The organism is Winogradskyella psychrotolerans, from assembly GCF_018860545.1.
In the GTDB taxonomy this organism is placed as follows: domain Bacteria; phylum Bacteroidota; class Bacteroidia; order Flavobacteriales; family Flavobacteriaceae; genus Winogradskyella; species Winogradskyella psychrotolerans_A.
This window is the reverse complement of record NZ_JAHKPN010000026.1, coordinates 129,897-153,519: the sequence shown is the minus strand read 5'-3', so window position 1 is coordinate 153,519 and position 23,623 is coordinate 129,897. Positions and strand designations below refer to the sequence as shown.

15 protein-coding genes are annotated in these 23,623 nt (G+C 34.7%); 1 reads left to right on the top strand and 14 read right to left on the bottom strand.

The genetic code is table 11. From position 1 onward, the window contains the following. Nucleotides 1–59 precede the first annotated feature (59 nt). The 5 genes from KO515_RS10105 to KO515_RS10085 all read right to left on the bottom strand — a co-directional run bounded on the left by KO515_RS10105 (nucleotide 60) and on the right by KO515_RS10085 (nucleotide 6,488). Nucleotides 60–1,526, bottom strand: a complete 1,467-nt coding sequence (locus KO515_RS10105; protein ID WP_215936238.1) for a potassium/proton antiporter — start codon at nucleotides 1,524–1,526, stop codon at nucleotides 60–62. Nucleotides 1,527–1,708: 182 nt separating this feature from the next. Next, complete coding sequence (locus KO515_RS10100; RefSeq protein ID WP_215936237.1) at nucleotides 1,709–2,650, bottom strand: NAD(P)H-dependent flavin oxidoreductase; 942 nt, start codon at nucleotides 2,648–2,650, stop codon at nucleotides 1,709–1,711. Then, entirely contained in the window at nucleotides 2,650–4,263 is a 1,614-nt protein-coding gene (locus tag KO515_RS10095; protein WP_215936236.1) for a S8 family serine peptidase, read from the bottom strand. Before KO515_RS10095 ends, KO515_RS10100 begins: the two co-directional genes overlap by 1 nt. A gap of 113 nt (nucleotides 4,264–4,376) precedes the next feature. Then, nucleotides 4,377–5,564, bottom strand: coding sequence for a tRNA 2-thiouridine(34) synthase MnmA (mnmA, locus tag KO515_RS10090; protein ID WP_215936235.1), 1,188 nt, complete (start codon nucleotides 5,562–5,564; stop codon nucleotides 4,377–4,379). Between the two features lie 213 nt (nucleotides 5,565–5,777). Further along, complete coding sequence (locus KO515_RS10085) at nucleotides 5,778–6,488, bottom strand: toxin-antitoxin system YwqK family antitoxin (RefSeq protein WP_215936234.1); 711 nt, start codon at nucleotides 6,486–6,488, stop codon at nucleotides 5,778–5,780. 64 nt (nucleotides 6,489–6,552) lie between these two features. On the opposite strand from KO515_RS10085, the gene KO515_RS10080 reads away from it, so the two are divergent. After that, nucleotides 6,553–7,551 (top strand): fasciclin domain-containing protein, encoded by a 999-nt coding sequence (locus KO515_RS10080; protein WP_215936233.1) that lies wholly within the window; start codon nucleotides 6,553–6,555, stop codon nucleotides 7,549–7,551. Nucleotides 7,552–7,597: 46 nt separating this feature from the next. Here the strand turns inward: KO515_RS10080 and KO515_RS10075 are convergent, their stop codons facing one another. From KO515_RS10075 to KO515_RS10035, 9 genes are all read right to left on the bottom strand, one after another. Continuing rightward, entirely contained in the window at nucleotides 7,598–8,041 is a 444-nt protein-coding gene (locus tag KO515_RS10075) for a GNAT family N-acetyltransferase (protein WP_215936232.1), read from the bottom strand. A gap of 83 nt (nucleotides 8,042–8,124) precedes the next feature. Then, a complete protein-coding gene (gene yidC / locus KO515_RS10070; protein ID WP_215936231.1) occupies nucleotides 8,125–10,035 on the bottom strand; it encodes a membrane protein insertase YidC in 1,911 nt (636 codons plus the stop codon). A gap of 121 nt (nucleotides 10,036–10,156) precedes the next feature. Continuing rightward, a complete protein-coding gene (locus KO515_RS10065; protein WP_215936230.1) occupies nucleotides 10,157–11,776 on the bottom strand; it encodes a CTP synthase in 1,620 nt (539 codons plus the stop codon). Nucleotides 11,777–12,150: 374 nt separating this feature from the next. Continuing rightward, nucleotides 12,151–12,378 (bottom strand): DUF3820 family protein, encoded by a 228-nt coding sequence (locus tag KO515_RS10060; protein WP_179319423.1) that lies wholly within the window; start codon nucleotides 12,376–12,378, stop codon nucleotides 12,151–12,153. A 74-nt stretch (nucleotides 12,379–12,452) separates the two neighbouring features. Continuing rightward, the gene (locus KO515_RS10055; RefSeq protein WP_252723835.1) at nucleotides 12,453–12,995 is read right to left on the bottom strand and encodes a DUF922 domain-containing protein; all 543 of its coding nucleotides are present in this window, start codon (nucleotides 12,993–12,995) and stop codon (nucleotides 12,453–12,455) included. A gap of 100 nt (nucleotides 12,996–13,095) precedes the next feature. After that, nucleotides 13,096–15,003: a LysM peptidoglycan-binding domain-containing protein gene (locus KO515_RS10050; RefSeq protein WP_215936229.1), complete on the bottom strand. Its 1,908-nt coding sequence runs from the start codon at nucleotides 15,001–15,003 to the stop codon at nucleotides 13,096–13,098. 47 nt (nucleotides 15,004–15,050) lie between these two features. Continuing rightward, complete coding sequence (gene guaA / locus KO515_RS10045; RefSeq protein ID WP_215936228.1) at nucleotides 15,051–16,586, bottom strand: glutamine-hydrolyzing GMP synthase; 1,536 nt, start codon at nucleotides 16,584–16,586, stop codon at nucleotides 15,051–15,053. Between the two features lie 269 nt (nucleotides 16,587–16,855). Next, nucleotides 16,856–21,988, bottom strand: a complete 5,133-nt coding sequence (locus tag KO515_RS10040; RefSeq protein WP_215936227.1) for an RICIN domain-containing protein — start codon at nucleotides 21,986–21,988, stop codon at nucleotides 16,856–16,858. A 262-nt stretch (nucleotides 21,989–22,250) separates the two neighbouring features. Next, the gene (locus tag KO515_RS10035; RefSeq protein ID WP_215936226.1) at nucleotides 22,251–23,621 is read right to left on the bottom strand and encodes a pyridoxal phosphate-dependent decarboxylase family protein; all 1,371 of its coding nucleotides are present in this window, start codon (nucleotides 23,619–23,621) and stop codon (nucleotides 22,251–22,253) included. Nucleotides 23,622–23,623: the final 2 nt, after the last annotated feature.

Here is a 23,623-nt window from a genome sequence, read left to right as displayed (position 1 = left end):
ATTTTAGAACTACAATAAAAATTAAACACTATTATTTATGGATCCAAGTCATTAATTTATTATGTAGGATTACCCAATATCGCATTCACTTCAGATAAGCTATCTTCATGATCTAAAAGTAGTACTAAAATATCATTCGCTTCAATAAGAGTAGATCCGCCTGGCCGCACAAATTTATTATTTCGTTTAATCATAACAATAAACGCTGACGTAGGAAAATGTAAATCAATAATTCGTTTATCGACCGCAAAACTATGGGCTGGTATTAAAATTTCTTCCATTGCAGATTTGGGAAGATTAAGAATATAACGATCATTTTCTGCAATAGGTTTTACCTTTTCTGGCAAGGCAACATTTAACCATTTTGCAAATAGAGATAGTGTCGTTCCTTGGATTAAAACAGAGGTTACCGAAATAAAAAATACGATGTTGAATATTATATTTGCTTTTTCTATTCCAGCCAATAAAGGGTACGTTGCAAACACAATCGGAACCGCACCGCGTAAACCAACCCACGAAATATAAAATCGCCTTTTCATTTTCATTTTAAAGAAGACGAGACTTATAAAAACTGCAGCCGGTCGTGCGACAAGAATAAGAAATACAGAGATGAGTAAGCCAATACCCATATAAGGAATGATTTGAGAAGGAAAAACTAACAATCCTAATGTGAGGAAAAGAACAATTTGCATTAACCATGCTATTCCATCAAACATTTTTAGAATGGTTGATTTGTGTATTAAATCTTGATTACCTAAATAAACCGCGCAGATATAAATAGCCAAAAAACCATTGCCTCCAACAAAATCCGTTGCCGAAAACGTAATGAACATTAACGCTATAACAAGAACTGGGTAAAGTCCTTCGAAACCCAATTTAATTCTATTGATAATAATTTTACTCAACTTACCAAAAGCAAAGCCAGCCAAACCTCCTAAGATCATTTGCTGAAAAAACATTAGAATCATGTTTACGACACTCTGGTCTTGATTGATAACCAAACTTAAACACGCCAACGTTAGCACGTATGCCATGGGATCATTACTCCCACTTTCTAACTCTAACGTGGGTCTTAAATTCGTTTTTAACGCGAGATTTTTTGAACGTAAAATAGAAAATACGGCGGCCGCATCTGTAGATGACACAATGGAACCTAACAATAAACTTTCATAAATTGTAAAATCTGTCACGTACCAAACAAACAGACCTAATGTTGCTGCTGTTAGAAAAACTCCTAAAGTAGATAAAACCAGTCCTTCTTTAAGAATGGGTTTTATAGCTTTAAAATTAGTATCTAAACCACCAGAGAACAATATAAAATTAAGAGAAACAATACCAATAAACTGAGCTAAATGAGGATCGTCAAAACGAATACCTCCAATACCATCGGAGCCTGCCAACATGCCTATAGCCAAAAAGAGTATTAATGTGGGAACACCAAATTTATAAGATGTCTTACCAACTACAATACTTATAAAAAGTAATAGGGAGCCTATTAAGAGGATATTCTCAGTGGTTAAATTCATACATTCCTAGCTAAAATTAGCAAGCACAAATTTAAGTGTTTTATTAAAAAAAGCAGTAAATAAACGTTTTAAAACGTAGTCATTCAATAAATTATAAACATATAACAAAAGACTTGTCATTTATAAGTTTAGACAAAACAGAAACAGTTTAATTACCACATTCACAGTTTTTTAATTAATATTTATAACGAACTGATCGTATTTTTAGCCTCCTCAAACTCACGCACCATATCCGCTACAATTTCAGCAACTGGTTTTACATCGTGAATCAAACCTGCGATTTGACCAATCTCAAGTTCTCCGTCATCTAAATCTCCTTCAAACATCCCACGTTTGGCTCTGGCTCTACCTAGTAATTCTTTGAGTTGTTCTGGAGTTGGACTTGTTTTATAAAGTTCTAGTAAGTCGTTATAAAATTTATTCTTTACTAATCGTACAGGTGCCAATTCCTTTAACGTTAATTGCGTATCACCTTCTTTAGCATCCACAACCACTTGTTTAAAGGCTTGGTGCGCTGAAGATTCCTCACTAGCTACAAATCGACTACCCACTTGTACTCCGTCGGCTCCTAAAATCATACATGCCAACATCGCTTTTCCAGTGGCAATACCTCCTGCTGCGATTAATGGAATTTCAAGTTGTTCTTTAACCATTGGAATTAAGGTTAAGGTGGTCGTTTCATCGCGTCCATTATGTCCTCCGGCTTCAAAACCTTCGGCTACAATCGCATCGACTCCAGCAGCTTGTGCTTTTAAGGCGAACTTTACACTACTGACTACATGTACCACCGTAATCCCTTTATCTTGTAACCATTTGGTCCACGTTTTCGGATTTCCAGCCGACGTAAACACCACCTTTACACCTTCTTCAACAATGATATCCATAATTTCTTGAACATTGGGATACAACATTGGAACATTAACACCAAAGGGTTGATCGGTCGCTGCTTTACATTTCTGAATATGTTCTCGCAGAACATCTGGATACATAGAGCCAGCACCAATTAATCCTAATATTCCTGAATTACTTGCGGCAGAAGCTAACTTCCAACCACTATTCCATATCATTCCTGCTTGGATAATTGGATATTTTATATTGAAAAGTGAAGTGATTCTATTTGCCATTATTGTTTTATAATTTTAAAGGTTTTTGAGATACCTGACGTTGAAAATTGAATTAGATAAATGCCTGAAGCTAAATTAGAAACATCTATAGATGTCGAAGTTTCATTTATCGATTGATTCAAAATTACTTGGCCTAATTGATTATACATTGAAACGTCTATTTGATTAACGCTTGAAGGCATTTCGATATTTAAATTAGAAGTTACTGGATTTGGATAAAATTTAAAATCTTCAAGCTGTTCTTCATTTAAAGACAACACTGTAGTTCTTGCCAAATCTAAATCTGGAATGCCATATCCTAAAAAATCATCTGGCGCATTAAATTGTGACGCTGATTGCCTCACGTAATCCATAACTTCAATGGGTAATGCATCTGGAATAGCTTGCCACAAAGAAGCAATACCTCCACAAAGAATGGGGCCACTAAACGAAGTTCCATTATTTTGAACAACGGTATTATTTTCATCAATCACAAAAGCCAAACCAGCTCTAGCAACCACATCTGGTTTTTGGTAGCCCACTTGGGCATCACTTCCTTGCGAGCTGAATGAAACGTAATCACCATCAGCATCTACACCACCAATAGATAATACATTTGGAGAATCTGCAGGAGCACCAACCGTTTGCCAATCCGTTGCACCTGAATTACCAGCGCTTACTACGACCAATATCCCTTTTTCTGCAGCAATGGAAGCTCCTTTAGAAATAAAGGTTGTTTGCCCATTCATATCTGCTGGTGTATAATCGTAATTTGAATTATCATAGGTTTGATAACCTAAAGACGTATTAATCATATCTACACCTAAACTATCGGCACGCTCAGCAGCTTCAACCCAATAACTTTCTTCTACCGGATTTTCGCTTCCTGCATCTTCTGTTCTAAAGACATAGTAAGTCGCATCTGGAGCAGTGCCGACATACTGATCTTGAATGAATCCTGCCATAGTGCTCAATACTTTAGTCCCATGATTGCTTGCTGTATAATTATAAACATCCGACGTTCGATCTACAAAATCATAACCGTCTAATAATCCTCCATTATCTCGTAAACGTTGAAAGGCTCCCATCATACTCACACCGGGAAATCCGGCATCCATCACGGCAATCGTAATGCCTTCTCCTGTAAAATCTGCAGAGTGAAGATTATCAGCATTAATCATTTCTACTTGGTTTTGTGTATCACCATATGTAAAAGCAATTGTTTCGTCTTCAGTGTCTGTTTTACTTACCATTAAAGAAGATCTTGATAGGCTATTTAAATTTTTATTAGCAAAATCAATACTTTCCACAAAAGTTAAATTACTCAAGGCATTTATATCATCTTCAGAACCTCTAACATGAACCGCATTAAACCATTTAGATTTGGCCAAAACGCTTATGCCAGTTTGAGACTTTAAGTCTGTAATATACGCTTCATTCACTGGTACATCGCGTACATCAATAGCGATGTTATGATTCTGCTTTCTATCAATTGCCTTTTGTGTAAGAATGCTAATTGGGTTTTCTACTAAAGCTGAAGCATTTGGCTTGTCTGTTAGGTAGATCCATGCGTCTTCTTGAGCGAAGCTATTAGTAATGAATATTAAAAGAAGTATTGTAATAATATTTTTCATAGGATTTTAAATCTAACGTGTTCTCGATACAATTTTCAACTATAAAAAAGTTACAAATCACTCGAACTGATGATTTCTACGTAATCTATCAGAAAAATTAATCTAAATGCAAGTTAAGAAATAACACCCGAACCTAACAATTCGTCTTCTAAATACCATGCTACAAACTGACCTTCGGTAATTGCAGATTGTTTATTTTCAAATTCTACGTACATACCTGAAGCCACTTTGTGTAAGGTTGCTTTTTCTAAAGTTTGTCTGTAACGAATTCTTGCCATAACTGACATAGTTTCGCCTTCTTTTATAGCTAAATCTTCTCTAACCCAATGCAATTCTTCGTTAGTCACAAACAATACGTTTCGGTATAAACCAGGATGTTGTTTTCCTTGACCTGTGTAAATAATATTATCATTTACGTCTGTATCAATAACAAATAAAGGTTCTACAGTACCTCCTACTCCTAAACCTTTCCGTTGCCCTTTAGTAAAATAATGTGCACCTTGATGTTTCCCAACAACTTTACCGTCTGTTAATTTGTACACTGGTTTTTTAGCCAAGAATTCCAATTCGTCTTCTTTAGTATCAAAAGAAGGAGACGCTTGATTATAAATTTCAAAACGCTCATCAACCTCAACGATATCACCTTCTTTTGGTTTTAATTGTTGTTGTAAGAATTCTGGCAATCTTACTTTCCCAATAAAACATAAGCCTTGAGAATCTTTCTTTTCAGCGGTGATTAAATCTTGTGCCTTTGCAATTTCTCTAACTTCAGGCTTTAGCAATTCTCCTATAGGGAATATTGCTTTTGCCAATTGAGATTGTGATAATTGACAAAGAAAATACGACTGATCTTTATTCGGATCTGCTCCTGCTAATAATTGATGAATTTCTTCACCATCTTTTTCAATAGTACTTTTTCTGCAATAATGACCTGTAGCCACATAATCTGCACCTAATTCTAAAGCGATATCCATAAAGACATCAAACTTTATTTCACGATTGCAAAGTACATCAGGATTTGGTGTTCTCCCTTTTTCATATTCGTTAAACATATAATCTACAATACGCTCTTTGTATTGTACACTTAAATCTACCGTTTGAAAAGGAATGCCTAATTTGTCCGCCACCAACATGGCATCATTACTATCTTCTAACCAAGGACATTCGTCTGAAATGGTCACAGAATCATCGTGCCAATTTTTCATAAACAACCCAATAACCTCGTAACCTTGTTCTTTTAAAAGATAAGCTGCTACACTAGAATCTACTCCACCTGAAAGTCCTACGATGACTCTTTTCATATTAATTACCTGCGAAAGCAGGTATCTCTTTTAATTAATAACTAGATGCTTTTTGAAAAACACCCCTAAAGTCCCCTCAAGGGAACAATTTAAACATGAATATGTAATATTCATAACGTTTTTGTTCGAAAAACTTCGGCAAAATTACAAAATAAAAAAGGCAATCCTATTAAGATTGCCATTCTGAAATTCTATGCGTTGTATAGCCTTAAACTATTCCTTTTTAGATATGACTTCTTGTGTGGTATGGTCTATTTCTTTTGTTAGCTTACCATCTTTATAATATTTCCAAATCCCCTTTTTCTGACTATTATTATAGTCACCCTCAGAGGTTATGTTTCCATTAGCATCATAGTTAATGGTTTTACCCTCTAATTCGCCTTCCTTGTAATGTGTATGCCTCAATAAGATATTTTTTTCAGAAAACCATTTAGATTCACCATCTAGTTTACCATTTTTATAGCGAGCACTTTCTGCTACATTTCCATTTTTGAAATACACGAAACGCTCTCCTTCAAGTAGACCATCATCATTATAATTTTCTTCAATCATCTTCACGTCTGCATTTTTATGGTAAAACGTCCAAGGTCCAATAAATCGTTTACCATTCATTTTACCTTCACTAATCACCTTTTTAGTAGAGGCTATAAAAGTAACCTCTGCAATGCTATCGGTTTCATTAAAGACTTTTATGGCACTTAAAACACTCTTACCACCAGACAACGTATAAAACTTGAATGAATCAATTTCTTTGCCATGCTTAAAAACTCCTTCGTAACGTTTCTCTTTGGTTTTATGGTAATTTTTAGTCCAAAACCCGTGTCGTAGTCCGTCTTTATCAAATTGATTTACCGGATTTTGCGCAAATGCAGATGTTAAAAATAGTGTTAAAATGAAAAGCGTATAAAACTTTTGTTTAATCATTATGTAAATTTGTTAAACAAACTAGTAAAAGTTTGAATGTTAAACAATATAAAAACTCAAAACAATGAAAATTATTTTAAAAAACTTCACATTACTTGCAGTATTTCTATTAACTATAGTAACAACGTCTTGTAGTGATGATGACGACAATGTAACAACACCTTCTACAACAACCGTTATAGACGTTGCGTTAGAAAACAATTTAACCTCTTTAGCTGCTGCTCTACAAGCAACTGATTTGGTAACTACATTACAAGGAGATGGACCATTTACTGTTTTTGCTCCAACAAATGAAGCTTTTGCACAATTACTCGCTGACACCGGTTTAGATCTAGACAATTTGTCTACAACTGAAGAGAATTTAGTGAGAAACATTTTATTAAACCATGTTATAATTGGTGCTACGGTAAGTTCTACAGATTTAGTCAACGCTGGATCAGGTTATACAACCACTGCTGCGACAGGTCCGAACGACGAAAATTTAAGCTTATACTATACAACGTCAAATGGAGTGATGTTGAATGGTGCATCAACCGTTACAAATGCAGACAATACAGCAACTAATGGTATTGTACATATCGTTGACGAAGTTATAGGTCTACCAACAATTGCGACGTTTGCAACAACGAATCCTGCATTATCAAATTTGGTTGCCGCTTTACAATTAGCGGACAGTGGAACACCAACAGTACCTTATATTGCTACTGTTTCAGATGCTTCAACAGGACCATTTACTGTCTTTGCACCAACTAACGATGCTTTTGCAAATTTATTGATAGAATTAGACCCTTCAGGAAATACAGCTTTAGGAGATTTAGATCCAGCAACAGTGGACGCTGTTTTAACTTATCATATTGTTAGTGGAAATGTGCAATCTAGTGGTTTACCAAACGGAACTGTTGGTACATTAGGTGGAGATATTACTGCTGATAATTCAGCATACACACTTACAGATCCAAACGGTCGTGTGAGTACTATTGTAACTAGCTTAGTAGATATTCAATCTATGAATGGTGTGGTTCATGTTATTGACACTGTTCTTCTACCATTGCAAGATAATTAATATAATGCTCATTTAATTTAGGTTGATTAATTTGTGAGGTAAAGGCTCAAACTGTAAAAGGTTTGGGCCTTTTTGATTCTAATATTTTAGTAAAATAAATACGTCGGTGGCCTTTTGGGAAATTTTTAATTTCTCCAATCACGTCGTAATTATTTTTTATATAAAAACCTTCGGCTTGAAAATCAAAAGTATCTACCATTGCAATGCTTGCTCCTCTCCTTGTAGCTTCATTTTCAAGATGATTTAATAGCTTTCTTCCTAAACCTTGATTTCTATAGTCTTCTTCTATCCAAAGTATTTTAATCTCTAAACCATTCCAGTAATTCAATCCTGCCAAAACACCACCAACAACAGCATCATCTTCATTTTTTAAACTATACTCTAAGGGAGTCCAAATGTTTGATAATGCAGCTACCTTGTCTAAATTATAAGTATTAAGACCGTCTACAATTGTTTTAATATCTGCTTTGTTACATACTTCAATTTTCATACTTTCAAATTATTGAATAAAAATAGCCTCAACAAAAATGTTGAGGCTATAGTTTACTTATTAATAATTAAGGCGAAGCTAAATTATTTCTTCTTACCTTTTTGTTGCGCTTGCTTTTGTGCCTCAGCTTGCTCCATCATTTCAGCCATTTTCTTCTGAAATTTATTTTGCTTTTTAGGTTTTGTTTTGCTGACTTCTATTTTAGCTAACACTTTATCTTCATCAATAATATAGTTTTTGATGACTAACATAATACCAATACTAATTAAGTTAGAAATAAAGTAATACAAACTTAATCCTGATGCATAATTATTGAAGAAAATCAACATTAATAAAGGTGAGAAATAAATCATATATTTCATCATTTTTTGCATATCAGGCATACCTTCTTGTGTTGGCTGTGTTGCCATTTGCTGTCCTGTTGTCATTTTCATATAAAAGAAAATAGCGATAGCTGCCAAAATTGGAAACAAAGCCACGTGATCTCCATATAGAGGGATGTGGAATGGCAAGTCTAACACAGAATCATAAGAACTTAAATCGTCTGCCCAAAGGAATCCTTTTTGTCTTAACTCAAAAGCTGTTGGGAAAAACATAAATAAGGCATAGAAGACCGGAATTTGCATTAAGCCTGGTAAACATCCACTCAATGGACTCGCTCCTGCTCGACTTTGAATAGCCATCGTTTCCTGCTGTGCCTTTAACTTATTGTCTTTGTACTTTTCTCTAACAGCATCTAATTCTGGTTTTAAGATTTTCATCTTAGCCTGAGATAAGAATTGCTTATACTGTACAAATGATAATACGATTTTTACTAGAATCGTCATTACAATAATGGCAATACCATATGGTAAAAAGCCACTAAGGAAGCCAAATAAAGGAATAAATAATACTTTATTTATCCATCCAAAAATTCCCCAACCAAATGGTATACTTTCCTCTAAACCTTTATCATATTGTTTTAGAGTAGCATTATCTGTTGGGCCATAATACAACCCAAGATTTTGATTTAACTCACCACCATTAAATGCCAATGGCATTTTTGATGTATATAATTTAGTATATAACGTATCTATTTCTTCATCCTCAACTAAATCTGACGAGGTTAACGCCACTTTCTTAAACGGACTATCGTTTGCAACAAGAATAGAACTAAAGAAATGCTGTCTGTATGATAGCCACTCCACGTCATCTGCTGATTCATCATCATCACTAGCTTGAGATAATTTATCAACTTTACCATCATCATACATATAGGTTAACCTAGTATAACGATTCTCGTAACTAATACTTTTTGAATGGCGAATACTTTTTTGCTTCCAATCTAATTCAATAGGTTGTGAGGTATTAAACACTCCGCTCAAACCTTGAGATTTAATTGAAAAATCAATCATATAATCTTTAGGTTTCAACTCGTAACGGTATTCTAGAAATGCCGTTTCAGAAACCTTAAGCTTCATAGAAACCACAGTATTCTCACCGCTTTTAGACACTGATGGTTCAAACGGAAAATCTTGTGTATTTAAAGTTCTATTATCCGATGTTCCAAATTGGATATTAAAAGCACTATTATTATCCTTTACCATATATACTGGCACAGAATCATAATCTACAAAATTTCTTAATTTCACTTCTGCTAAGTGCCCCCCTTTAGTATTGAATTTTAATTCAAAAACATCTGTTTCAACCGTAGTTAGCTTATCTGCTGCCGATGGCAAGGTTAAGGCATAAGCAAAAGAACCTACTTTATTTTGAAGTGCTGCTTTTTGTGTAGAATCTAAAACCTGTGTGTTGCTAGTATAATCTGAAGACGACGTTACTACAGTTTCATTCTGTTTACTAATTTTTTCTGCTTCAACTTGTTCTTGCTCTGCTAGTTTTTGAGCTTCAAGTTCCTCTGGACTTGGTTGGTTTTGGTACATGATGTATAACAAAATACCAAATATGAGGATAAACCCTATTATAGATTTAACGTCGAATTTCTTTTCTTCCATGTTTAATTTTCAGTTTGAGACCTGTCATGTGTATTCAACTTGACAGGTCTTGAGTGGCTACATTTGAATAACTCAAATAGTTATCCAAAATTCCATTTACGCCAAAGTGACATATTATTTATTACTTTTTCTTCTTCTTATATTTTAGAGTTGCTGCTACAAATGCCACAAATAAAGGATGTGGATTTTTTACTGTACTCTTATATTCTGGATGGTATTGCACACCAACAAACCAGTCATTTTTAGGAATTTCTACAATTTCCACTAATCCTGTTTCAGGATTAAGACCTGTAGCTTTCATACCTGCTTTCTCGAACTGCGCTTTATAAGCGTTATTAAATTCAAAACGGTGTCTGTGACGTTCAGTAATGGTTTCAGTATTGTAAACTTTATTAGCTATACTGTCTTTTTCGATGTTACAATCCCATGTTCCTAAACGCATTGTTCCGCCTTTATTAACGATACCTTTTTGCGATTCCATTAAATTAATAACAGGGTCTGGAGTCTGCTCATCCATTTCTACTGAATTCGCATCTTTAAGATTTAGTACGTTTCTTGCATATTCTATAACCGCCATTTGCATTCCTAAACAAATTCCTAAAAATGGGATATTTTGTTCACGTACAAATCGTACAGCATCAATCTTACCTTCAATACCACGCTCACCAAAACCTGGTGCTACTAGAACTCCATCTAAATGACCAAGTTTAAATTCGATATTACTTTCTGATAAGTATTCCGAATGAATGGGTTCAACATTAACTTTTACTTCATTTTCTGCTCCGGCATGAATGAACGCCTCTAATATAGACTTATAGGAATCTTGAAGCTCTACATACTTACCAATTAAACCTATTGTGACTTCACTTTTAGGATTTTTATGACGGCTTAAAAACGCGTTCCATCGTTTTAAATCGGGTACATCGCTTTTAAGTTGCAACTGATTTAAAACCACTTTATCTAAGCCCTCTTCAAGCATTAAATTTGGAACATCATATATAGTAGAAGCGTCAATAGATTCTATAACAGCTTCTTTTTTCACATTACAAAAACGCGCTAATTTAGTTTTTATACCATCATTAAGTGGATGTTCTGTTCTACATACCAAAATATCGGCTTGTACTCCACTCTCCATCAAGGTTTTTACACTGTGTTGCGTTGGTTTCGTTTTTAATTCCCCTGCCGCAGATAAGTAAGGTACTAATGTTAAATGAATAACACAGGTATTGTGTTCTCCTAAGTCCCACTCCAACTGTCTTACAGCTTCAATGTATGGTAGCGATTCGATATCACCTACGGTTCCACCAATTTCTGTAATGACGATGTCGTAATCACCAGAATTTCCTAAAATCTGAATTCTACGTTTAATTTCGTCAGTAATATGTGGAATAACTTGAACCGTTTTTCCTAAAAACTCACCACGTCTTTCCTTATCGATAACGCTTTGGTAAATTCGTCCTGTTGTGACGTTATTCGCTTGAGATGTTGGAACGTTTAAAAAACGTTCGTAATGTCCTAAATCTAAATCGGTTTCTGCACCGTCATCCGTTACATAGCATTCGCCATGCTCGTATGGATTTAAAGTTCCAGGATCAATGTTAATGTATGGATCTAATTTCTGAATGGTTGCTCTGTAACCTTGTGATTGTAGGAGTTTAGCCAAAGATGCAGCTATAATGCCTTTTCCGAGAGAAGAAGACACGCCTCCTGTTACAAAAATATACTTAGGGTTTGTGGTCATGATACGCTTTTAAACGCAGGCAAAATTACGAAATTTAATGAGTTATTCCCCATTTGTTTATCGTTTGTTAATATGTTATTATTTCTTGAGGAACTTAAAAAAGGCACACACCCTTAACCAATGATTGCCAAAGTATTATAAATAAAGCGTTCAATAATCTTATAGTTGTGAAGCGCGCGCTCAATGCTTTTGAAGGCTCATGTATATTTACACATCTCATAATTTAACCAAATACTAATGTGATAGACTTAATAAAATAAGTTTTATGATTTAATCTGATCCAAAATAACCGTAGAGGAAAACGGTATTTTACGTTTATAATATGCCTTCATTTTACCTCTTAAAAGACTTAAGAATAAAATAGATTTAAAACATCACTTCCTAAAATCTCTACGTATCGTATAAATCAATTCTTCTAAACCATTGATTTTTATTTCGCACATCTGAGCCATCATGCGTCCAAGCTTTCCTTCGGGAAACCCTTTTTGTTGATACCAGATATAATAATATTCTGGTATATCTATTAAATATTGATTTTTGTATTTGCCAAATGGCATTTTATAATGTGCCAATTCAATTAAAACTGTACCGTCTAATTCCATTTTAAATGAATTTTAATGTAGATAAAAAGTAGATTGTGATGTGTAAATAATAGTAAGAATTCAAATTTATTAAACTACAAGGACTTGTAATCATCAAATTTACTAAGCTCTTTTCGTATTGTGACCTCCCATTGTTTTTGCATTTCTTTATTCATGGAATGCTCTGTTTCCTCATCATAACGTCGTTGCATATCATTTACTGCTTCATTTATTTTAGCATGCAATCTATTCATCTGCTCCTTCACATTTTGATTCACGACCAACTTTTTTATTTGCTGCCTAAATTGACGAGCATAAAGTTCTGTAATATCAAAATGTAACTGCTCATGGGCTAAAATATAAGTGTTCGCTTTATCTTTTAAATACCACGATTTATTTGGATAAAAATGAGCCTCAACTGTAGTAGTAAAATCAACTATTCGTTCTCCAGATGTTTTAACAGAATACCCAAAAGTAATACCAGAAGCCGTTAAAGCAACAGCATCAGATTCTGAATTCGGCGTACCTTTAAAGTCCGCCCATGTAAGTTTGGCGGTTTCATTCCAAGTTACAGATCCCTCTTCCGTTGGAGTACTACCTAAAAAAAATAAGGTTAAAATTATAAGTAGGTTTTTCAAGAGTAATTATTTCTAATTAAAAGTAACATCTTTTTCATTAGTAAAATACTAAATAGGATGTAAAACTAAGAAATGACTATTAAGAGTCGTTTTTCAAAAATTATTCTGCCTTTACAACTCTAAGGTCTTCATACTTTACGATATATACAGCCTCGTTTATATAACCACCAGACAGTGATTTATTATATCTAAACTTGTTTTCTATATATTCCGTTTCTATTGATTCCGTTGATGCGTCATATAAATTTTCAGCAGAAGCTAAACGCATCAAAAGATCTAAAGTAATATCAAAACCACGCGCAACATACTTACTTGGTAACACACCATATTCGTTTCGGTAAGCCTCAACAAACCCATTTGATTTTGTTTCATCAAAATCTTTATGTACCGATGGGTAATGAAATTTAAGATGCGACAAATTATTGTTATCAATATCTTTACCTTCAAATGCTTTTCCTTTATTTAACGTGGCAAGTACAATTTCAGTTTTATCTACTGCAAACGCATTTAGCATACTAATAACGCTAGATGCCAAGGATGAATTCTCAGTTTCTAAAAATACAATTGTTCTCCCAGCAGAAAACACATTCTGTAGGTTAGCATGGTAAACATAATAAGCATCTTTTGTTTTATCCTTTTTATCTTTTTGTGTTAAGATTAATTTAGAATTAGGAAATTCCTTCTGTAAAGCTTCACTACTCGTTTTATGTGCATGATCTGAAATGATAACCACTTTAGTCTTCAGACTATCGGCTTTCACAAAATCTATCATCACTTTACTCAACAACTTTTCATCTGGTAACGTCTGAAATACATTAGTGTAACTTTGCTTTGGTTTATTCATCGCGGCAATTACAGGAATATTATAGGCTTTTAAAGTCATAGCAACACGGTTAAAACTCTTTTCCTCCATGGGTCCAATAACCGCATCATAATCAGAGAAGTCATTCTCAGCTAATATTTCTGCTGTTTTAGAAATATGGTAACGCGTATCAAAAACCTTTAAATCTGTAGAAATCCCTAATAGCTTTGCAGAATCTAATGCCATCTTAACTCCAACATGGAAATCCAATACTGTAGATAATAACCGATTATCTTTAATCATATTTTTGGTTTCTTCCACGGCATCTACATCAATCTTATCTAGACGATAAGGCATCATTAAAGCAATTTTTTTAGGCTTAAAATTAACTAAACTACTTTTTAGATTTGTAGTAGCCACAGCTTCTAATGCACTCGTCGTATCAACTCCTGCCGGTACTTTTAAAATCATACCCGCTTTTAAACCAGATTCTTCTAATTCTGGATTTAAGTCTTCGAGCTGTTCTTTTGTTAAGTTGAGTTTTATTTTTAATCTAAAAAATCCTTCTTTAGGTAAAACTTCATAATACCCAAAAGAAGACTCAATATCTTTTTCTTCCTTATCGTGTATATTAGGCACATTTAGTTCATCACCTGGCTGAATAGTTTCATTCATAAATGGATTTAGTGCTTCTAAATCCGCTACTGTAATTCCGAATTTATAGGCTATTCCCCACTTTCCGTCTTTAGGTTGAACCGTATATTTTTTAACGGTATTTGTTAAAGTTTGTTTGGATACTACTGTTTTAAATCGTGGAATTCTAATCTTATCACCTTTCTTCAGATTTTCAGAATACAACGAGCGGTTTGCTTTTTTAATTTCTTCTTCAGAGACATTATATTCTTGCGCTAAGCCGTACAAGGTTTCTTTTCGTTTTACTTTATGGTCTTTATAACCTATTAACTCTCTACTATCTTCTACAATAGAGTCATTCTTAACTTTAGAATTAGGAATAATTAAAACTGTATTAGGCTGAAACTTACGCTTAGCATCAGGATTAAGTGCATAAATATCAAAAGGAGTTACTAAATAACCTTTAGCTATACTTTCAATTGTTTCACCTGGTTTTACCGTATGCTCAATATAATCTTGAGCACTAAGTACAATTGAAAACGCAATTAATAAGATGGCTAAAATGTTTTTCATGTAATCTATTTTACTTTTTTATAATGATACTGAATTGTGTAAGGTTTTTACTCCCATTCAATAGTAGCAGGCGGTTTAGAGCTGATATCATATACAACTCGATTCACGCCTTTCACTTTATTTATAATTTCATTTGATGTTTTTTGTAAAAACTCATACGGTAAATTTACCCAGTCTGCTGTCATTCCGTCTGTACTTTCTACAGCTCTTAAAGCTACACATTTTTCATATGTACGCTCATCCCCCATCACACCAACACTATTAACTGGTAATAACATCGCTCCTGCTTGCCATACTTTATCGTACAAATTCCAAGAGCGTAAATTATTTATAAAAATAGCATCTACTTCTTGTAATATACGTACTTTTTCAGCGGTTAGATCTCCAAGAATCCTAATTGCCAATCCTGGACCAGGGAATGGATGACGGCCTAACAACTGTTTATCCATATTCATGGAAGCACCTACACGCCTAACTTCATCCTTAAACAAAGCTCTTAGTGGCTCTACAACTTTCAATTTCATATAGTCTGGCAATCCACCAACATTATGATGACTTTTTATAGTTGCACTTGGACCGCCTGTTGCTGACACACTTTCTATCACATCTGGATAAATAGTACCTTGTGCCAACCATTTTACATCTTGAATTAAATGGGCTTCCGCATCAAAAACATCGATAAATGCAGATCCAATTGCTTTTCTTTTAAGCTCTGGATCACTTAATCCTTTAAGGGCATCCAAAAAGCGTGCCGAAGCATCTACACCTTTAACATTTAATCCCATGCCTTCGTATTGATGTAAAACATCTTCGAATTCATTTTTTCGTAATAAACCATTATTCACAAAGATACAATAGAGGTTTTCCCCAATGGCTTTATGCAATAACATTGCAGCTACAGACGAATCTACTCCACCAGATAAGCCTAAGACCACTTTATCATCTCCTAATTGCTCCTTAAGACTATCAACGGTTTCTTCAACAAAAGATTGTGGTGTCCAATCTTGTTCAACCTCTGCAATCTTAATTAAGAAGTTACTTAACAGCTGATGACCATCTGTAGTATGATACACTTCTGGGTGAAATTGAATAGCGTAAGTTTGCTCACCTTCAATTTTGTAAGCTGCATTCTCAACATCACTTGTACTTGCTAAAAGTACTCCATTAGATGGTAATTGCTTAATTGTATCACTATGGCTCATCCAAACTTGGCTGCCTTCATGTATATTTTCAAAGAAATCCTCATCTGGCTTTACAAAACTTAAATTTGCTCTTCCATATTCTCGTGTGTTGGATTCCGCAACCTCACCACCAGAAAAATGGGCTAAATATTGAGCTCCATAACAAACGGCTAGCATTGGTTTTGTTCCTCTGATGCCATCTAAGTTGGGATGAAGCACGTCTTCTCCTCTCACTGAATTAGGGCTACCAGATAAGATAACAGCTTTAAAACTATCTGAATCTGAAGGAATTTTATTGAATGGATGAATCTCGCAATAGATGTTTAACTCTCTAACTCTGCGCGCAATAAGCTGTGTGTATTGCGATCCGAAATCTAATATTAGGACTTTGTTGTGTTGCATGCGCAAAAATAAGGATTGATTTGGAATTTACGATTTATGACTTATGATTTTTTAGATTAATTTTATTTAGCTTGGTTTTTTATTTCAGTGTGACTTGATTTTCATTATTGAGCCATAGTATTTAATAAAAGTAGATCCTTGAAAAGCAAATTATTACATATCCTATAACCCTAGATTAAAACAATTAACAGACGCTTATCTTTTTGTACAAAAAAAACTGCCTTTAATAAAGACAGCCTTTTTTAATATTGCAATAAATTAATTATAATCTATCTAATAATGAGCTTTTGTGTTTTAACTTGACTTTCGTTAAATACTTTAACAAAATACACTCCTGTACCTATTCTTGATACGTCAATAGTATTTATCAAATCTAAGTGATCTATAGATTGTTTTAATACTAAACGACCATGAATATCATATAGATTGACTTCTGTTGCAGCATTTAACGCTCCTTTAATAACTAAAGTTTTTGGATGCGTTGTAGTATAAATTTGTAAATAATCCAAATCATTGTCAACTACTGATAACACCGTGGTTGAAAAATGAAGATAAAAACGCCCCGTACCATTTAAATCTGTATTTGGTGTAAGTGTATAATCTCCTGAATTCAGTAACGTGACAGTATTGGTGACATTGTCTTCCAAATAAACCTCTACTTCAGTTGGTAACGTAGTTTCACTTATACTAAATGTCAATTGCTCCCCTTGATTTGCATTAACACCTAACGGAATGATTGTATTTGCTAAGTCTGTAGGATTTAAAGCTTGTAAAGCCATAGGAAGTCCTGTATTATCTTCGACTAAATGGGAGTAGATTGCAAAGCTAGGTGCGATATCTCCTAAAATTTTACCATCGTATCCAAGGTCTGCACCTCGACTCGCATTTGCATTAAAATAAAACTCCGTACCATAACTGTTCGCATCTGTACTGGCATTCAACTTTAAAAACGTTAACACTTCTGAACTACGACCAGCTATAAAATCATCATCGTTACCTATGGTTCGCATTGAAGGGTCAAAAGTAATATCGTAAGTATCCTGATACGCTGCGTTGGCTGCAACAAAGAATCCTTGACCAGGTGCCATTAATTTTTCTGAAGCATTAGCCAGTGTAATAACTCCCCAAATGTTTGAAACTCCATTACCCAAATATCCATATATACCAGAGACATCTTCTAAGATACCTAAGTTAGTTGTGGCTGGATTTGTGCCATTATCTAAAACATGACTTAAAAATAGCTCCATATCTAAATAAGATGGGTACGGATTCCCTACTAAATTCCAATCGGCATAAGTTGCCCCTGTATTTCTGATATCTACTGTGACTGCTGCTGTTGGGACAGTACCTGTAAAAGTTAAATTGGTCCCGGCAACTGTAGCTGCTCTGTAACCTGTTCCACTTTCTAAAGTTGTTGTAACGGCATCGGTATAGGTGAGATAGCTATCTGTAGTTTTATCAAAAGGTCCAAATAAATATGTTCTTGGATTATTGTTTCCGTCATTTAATATATCAGTTGCATTATCATCAGATAATAAAAAGTTTTCCCAAGTTTCTCCTGAAAGCGGTGGAGAAATAAGATCATTCCCTCCTGAATTAGCATTAACAAAACGCTCATAGTGTACCGTTCCTTCAATAGTACCATCAACAATTAGACTAGAATATGATTGTGAAGTCGAAGTTAAAGTGGTTGTACTAGTTGTTAATGTCACCCCATTATTAATGGTTAGTGCAGCACCAGGATTAACAATTATAGTATCGCATGTTGTATTAGAAGATATGATTGCATTGCCTGACTCAACTATAATCTCATCATATAAAGTAGCGACTCCCATAGGGTTACTTGGGAACCAACCAGTGTTATCATCAAATGTATAGGTTGTACTTAAATCTGTAAATTCCCACTTAAAAAAATCAGTACCATCATTTGGATAGGTCTTAATACTAGCACCATTAGCTAAAGAATTATTCTCTACCCCAGCATAAAGATTGTTCACTTTACTTTGTATAGCATACATATCATTACCAAGATATATTAATGAAAACAATTGGGCATTCGTTCCATTATCATCATATTGTATCAAATTGGTACCAGAAATTTGACCTCCACCTTGTACATCTATATTTTTGTTACTATGAACGGCTTTTATCGTATAATAACCATTTCCATCAGACGTAACTATAAATTTCTGATTATCACCTAAGGCACCTGGCTCTTGGATAACATCGGTAAAATTAGCTTGAGATTGATTAGCAATATCCATTACTAAACTACTGCCTACATTGGAAATAGTGTAAATAGAGGTGCTAATTGGGACATTATTATAAACTTCTATAAGTGTAGAATCTGTAAAACCTCCTTCAACCGCAGTTGCTGTAATAGTAGCAACCCCTTCAGCTACTCCTGTTACATTTCCTGTAGTATCAACTAAAGCTATTGTTTCATCACTAGAAGACCATATTATATTTTGGTCACAAGCATTATTAGGCAATACGGAAGCTGTTAAATCAAGATTTTCACCTGTAGGAACTATTATCGATTCCTCTAATATATCCACTCCAGTTACAGGAATTTCTAACGCCGTAAATGTCCACTTGAAAAAATCAGTACCATCATCTACATAGGTTTTAACACTGCCACCATTATTAAGTGAGCCATTCTCTATTCCTAAATAGAGATTGTTCACTTTACTTTTTATGGCATACTGATTATTTCCTAGGTATTCGAATGAATATAATTGGGCATTTGTACCATTCCCTTGATATTGTATCACATTGGTTCCTGGATCTTGACCTGCTGCTTGTACGTCTAAATTTTTACCACTGTGAACTGCTTTAATCGTATAATACCCGTTGCCATCAGGTTCAACCATGAACTGTTGATTGAATTGATTTCCACCGGCTATAAAAGTCCATTGCTGGACATCCGCACCATTAGCTTGAGACACACCAGCGATATCCATAACCAATCCACTTCCTACATTAGTAATCGTATAGGTACAAGCATCAATTGTAGGATCCTCATAATTAGGGTCAAGTTGATCAATCCATGCTTCAATAAGATCTACTCCTGCCTGATCTACTTCATTTTTAGCCACAGGTGGCATTGCTACCGTTTGATCAACACTTTCAATTCTATGAAAAAGAATGGAGTTTTCTGCATCTCCAGCGATAACTATTCTGTCTAATCCATCAACAGGCTCATTGGTTCCTGCATACATAAGGCCTGTATCGAATAAGGAGTTAAATAATCTTAAATCGAATTGCGCTCTTTCACCTGTTCCTCCTGGTCTATGACAATAAGCACAGTTGTTATCTAAATAAGATCTTGCCCTTTCATCTAAACTCGCATTAAGATCATCTATTGCCTTATGCGTTTGATAGCCTAAAACTGTAGTGTCATCAATAGTTTCATCTAAAATACCTAAATGACTTAAAGTTACCAATTGATTTGCATTAACTGATGTTTGTGGGTACGTAATATTTGAATTTAAAAATCGAGTTCTAGGACCTATTGAACCATTTGTAGCAGGATTATGACAAGCAATACAATCTTGAGTACTTGGATACGTCCATGTTTGATATCTTGACGTTCCCCCAGTTGTAGTGATTTCAATAGCTTCATCTAAACCAGACTCTAATAAAACGGCATCTGTTTGATTAGTGTTCCATTTATACGTTAAAAAATAAAAATCACCAGTACTCGCCTTAATCGAAAAACGCGTTTCTAAACGTTTTGTTATACTAGGGTTTGAGTCATCTATAGGCAATTCAAAATGCTTGATAAGAACGGAACCGACAGGAAATTCCCAATCTCCATCTTCAGAGAAGCTGATTTTTTCGTCTGGAGTATTATGTGTTCCATCATTTGGAATTACCATCCATCGTTTTTTCTCAGCACCATCAGACCAAAATGATTCTACTAACTCATATGGTAGCACCCCTGAACTTGGAGTTAAAGTTGCTAAATCTTGAAATGCTCCTGTCTCTGAAAGTAATTCAGGGACATTATCAAGTGGTGAGCCATTGACTTGAGTCATTTTGTAAAGTGAAACATTATTCCCTTGACTTAGCAAGTAAAGTTCTCCTTGATTATCCTCACCAAAAGATATGATGTTGGTTGGTGAAAATGCTGTTATAAGTTCATAAGTTCCTGTATTGATATCAACAACCCAAATTTCTTCACCAATTCCGTAATCTGCACATATATATTTACCATAATATTCTGGCATAGCGGTTCCTCTATAGACAAACCCACCCATTAAGGCATTAGCTTCAGCACGCGGAAAGGCCACTAAAGGACCTTCATGTGCCATATCATTATACATACCATCATCTGGCGCTCCACAATTTACACCTGGTCCTGCTACATTTCCTTCATAAATAGGCCATCCGTAATTTTTACCTTTACTAAGAATGTTAACTTCTTCATGTGTACCAGCACCAACTTCGCCAATATACATTGTACCCGTTAATGCATCTTTGCTAATTCTATGGGGATTTCTATGCCCAATAGAGTAATATTCCTCAAAATTATCACCCAAAGGACTTAAAAATGGATTGTCATTAGGAATTCCATAACCAACACCAGATATTTCGTCATTAAATCGGCCTGAATTTAAGGTTCTAATAGGATTATGACTTTTTGTTGGGTCTTGATCAACATCCAAACGTAAAACACCACCATCTAAATTCGTTGTAATATTTTGCGATTTTGTATAGGCAGACTGCTCGCCCGTTGTTAGATATAAAAATCCATCATCACCGAACTCTAAGGCTCCACCACGATGACTACTACTGAACATTCTAATCTTAATCATAGTTAGTTCTGACCCTGGAACAACTGTAAATGTTACTGGATCTACTTCATAGCGTCTTAAATATGAAAACCCACCCCAATAATCCTCTCTATAGCAGCCAAAACCACTCACAAAGGCATCTGGATAATCATTACCATTTTCATCTTTGGACGTATAATAGGTGTAAATATAATTTTTCCCAGGTGTTCCAAATTCAGGATGAATTTCTAAGCCTAAAAATCCACCATCCCAAACAACTCCAACTTCGTTAGATAAATCTGCGACGAGGTTTTTTGTAGTCACTGCATTATCATTCTCAAATGAATAAATTTCACCATTTTGCTGACCAATAATCAACGTATTACTATTTGGAACCGTAGTAAATGTTAAAGGTGAATTAAATGTTAGATTTGGAAAGACTGGTTGATATGGATTCGCAGACGCGGTCACATCTGGAAAATTTCCATTTAAAAATGTCCCAACAGCTTCCGGTTGCGTAAGTCCTGGTCCAAAAAAATAAGGTGAAACACCAAAAATTGTAAAAATTGAGAGTCCAAAAAACAAAATAGAAATTTTGCTTTTCTTGATTGAAAAGAAATTCATATGGTATAAAGTTTTCATTAATAGCGCTATAAATAAAAGCGTTTAAAATGTAATTCAAACTTTATTGAGTTCAACTGCTATTTTTTTCGACGAAACATCTAATCATCAGACAAATAGCAATTTTTATCAATTAAAAAACATAAATAAATAATCACCTATTTTAAGCTAATAATACCTTGCTTTTTAATACCAAATGTGTTACCAATTATAAGAGCAGCGTTATGATTATATTTCATGTTAATCATCCAATTTCTAAATGTACTTATTCCATAGTCGCCAAAATCATTGCAATATCCTTCTCCGTTGTATCTGGATTTATAAAACAAAAACGCGAACACGTTTCGTAAGTATCACCATTTTTCCATTTGGTAGGTGTGACTAAAGCAAATCCTTTTTCATGATTTTCATAAGTCCAATGTGTATAATCTTCCGGCTTCCAACCTATTCTTCGGTATAATACACAAGATAAGCTTGGCTCTCTAACCAATTCTAATTTTGGATGCGCTTCAATGAGTCTTCCTGCAATTTGTGCTAATTCTAAACCACGTTCTACAGCTTCCTTATAACGGTCGGTACCATGAGTTGCTAATGAGAACCATAATGGTAAGCCTCTCACTCTTCGTGTTAATTGAATTTGATAATCGGTTGGATTAAAACCGTGAGCGCCTTCATCTTTAAAGATTTCGAGATATGATCCTTGTTGCGAATGGGCATTTTTTGCCAATTCCATATTCTTGTAAATAACCGCACCACAATCGTAAGGTGAAAACATCCATTTATGGGGATCTATGGTAATACTATCTGCTTTTTCGATACCTTTAAATAAATGTCGAACCGAATCAGCCACCAAAGCCCCTCCTCCATAAGCTGCATCGACATGAAACCATAAATTCTCAGCTTCGCAAACCGCAGCAATGCTATCTAACTCATCAATAATACCTGCATTTGTTGTTCCACCAGTTGCCACAACAGCAAATAAACATTTACGTTGATGTTCTGTTAAAGTTGCAATAGTTTCTTTTAGTGCATCACCTGTTAAATGTTCTTCAGAATCTACCAAAAGTATATCAACATCGGCCACTTTAGCCATAGATTTTATGGAAGAATGTGCACCTAAGGATGTTATTATTAAACCCTTTTCTCTTTTAAATTCCGGATTTTCTCGCCAATGCTCTCTAGCAGTTACTATCGCTGATAAATTGGCTGCTGTACCTCCACTTGTAAACACACCAAAAGCACCTTCTGGTAAACCTGTTAAGGACACAATCCATTTCATAGCTTCATTTTCACAAAAAATACCTCCGGCACCTTCCATCCAATACGCACCATGTATACTTGATGCCGACGTTATTAAGTCGAACATAATAGCAGCCTTCGTTGGCGACGCTGGTACAAATGCTAAATTCCTAGGATGGTCTACTGGTACATTTGTTTTTGCTAAATGTGCTTTCCACAGATTAAAAGCATATTCTCCACCCACACCTTTTGGCGTTACGGTTTCGCCTACTATTGCTTTTAATTCTTCAGCTTTTTTAGGTTTGCCTATTTCATGTTCTGTTGCAGAAACTCTACCGATGACATATTTCATGACATCTAATGTCATTTCAATTAACTCAATATCAATATGATGCATTG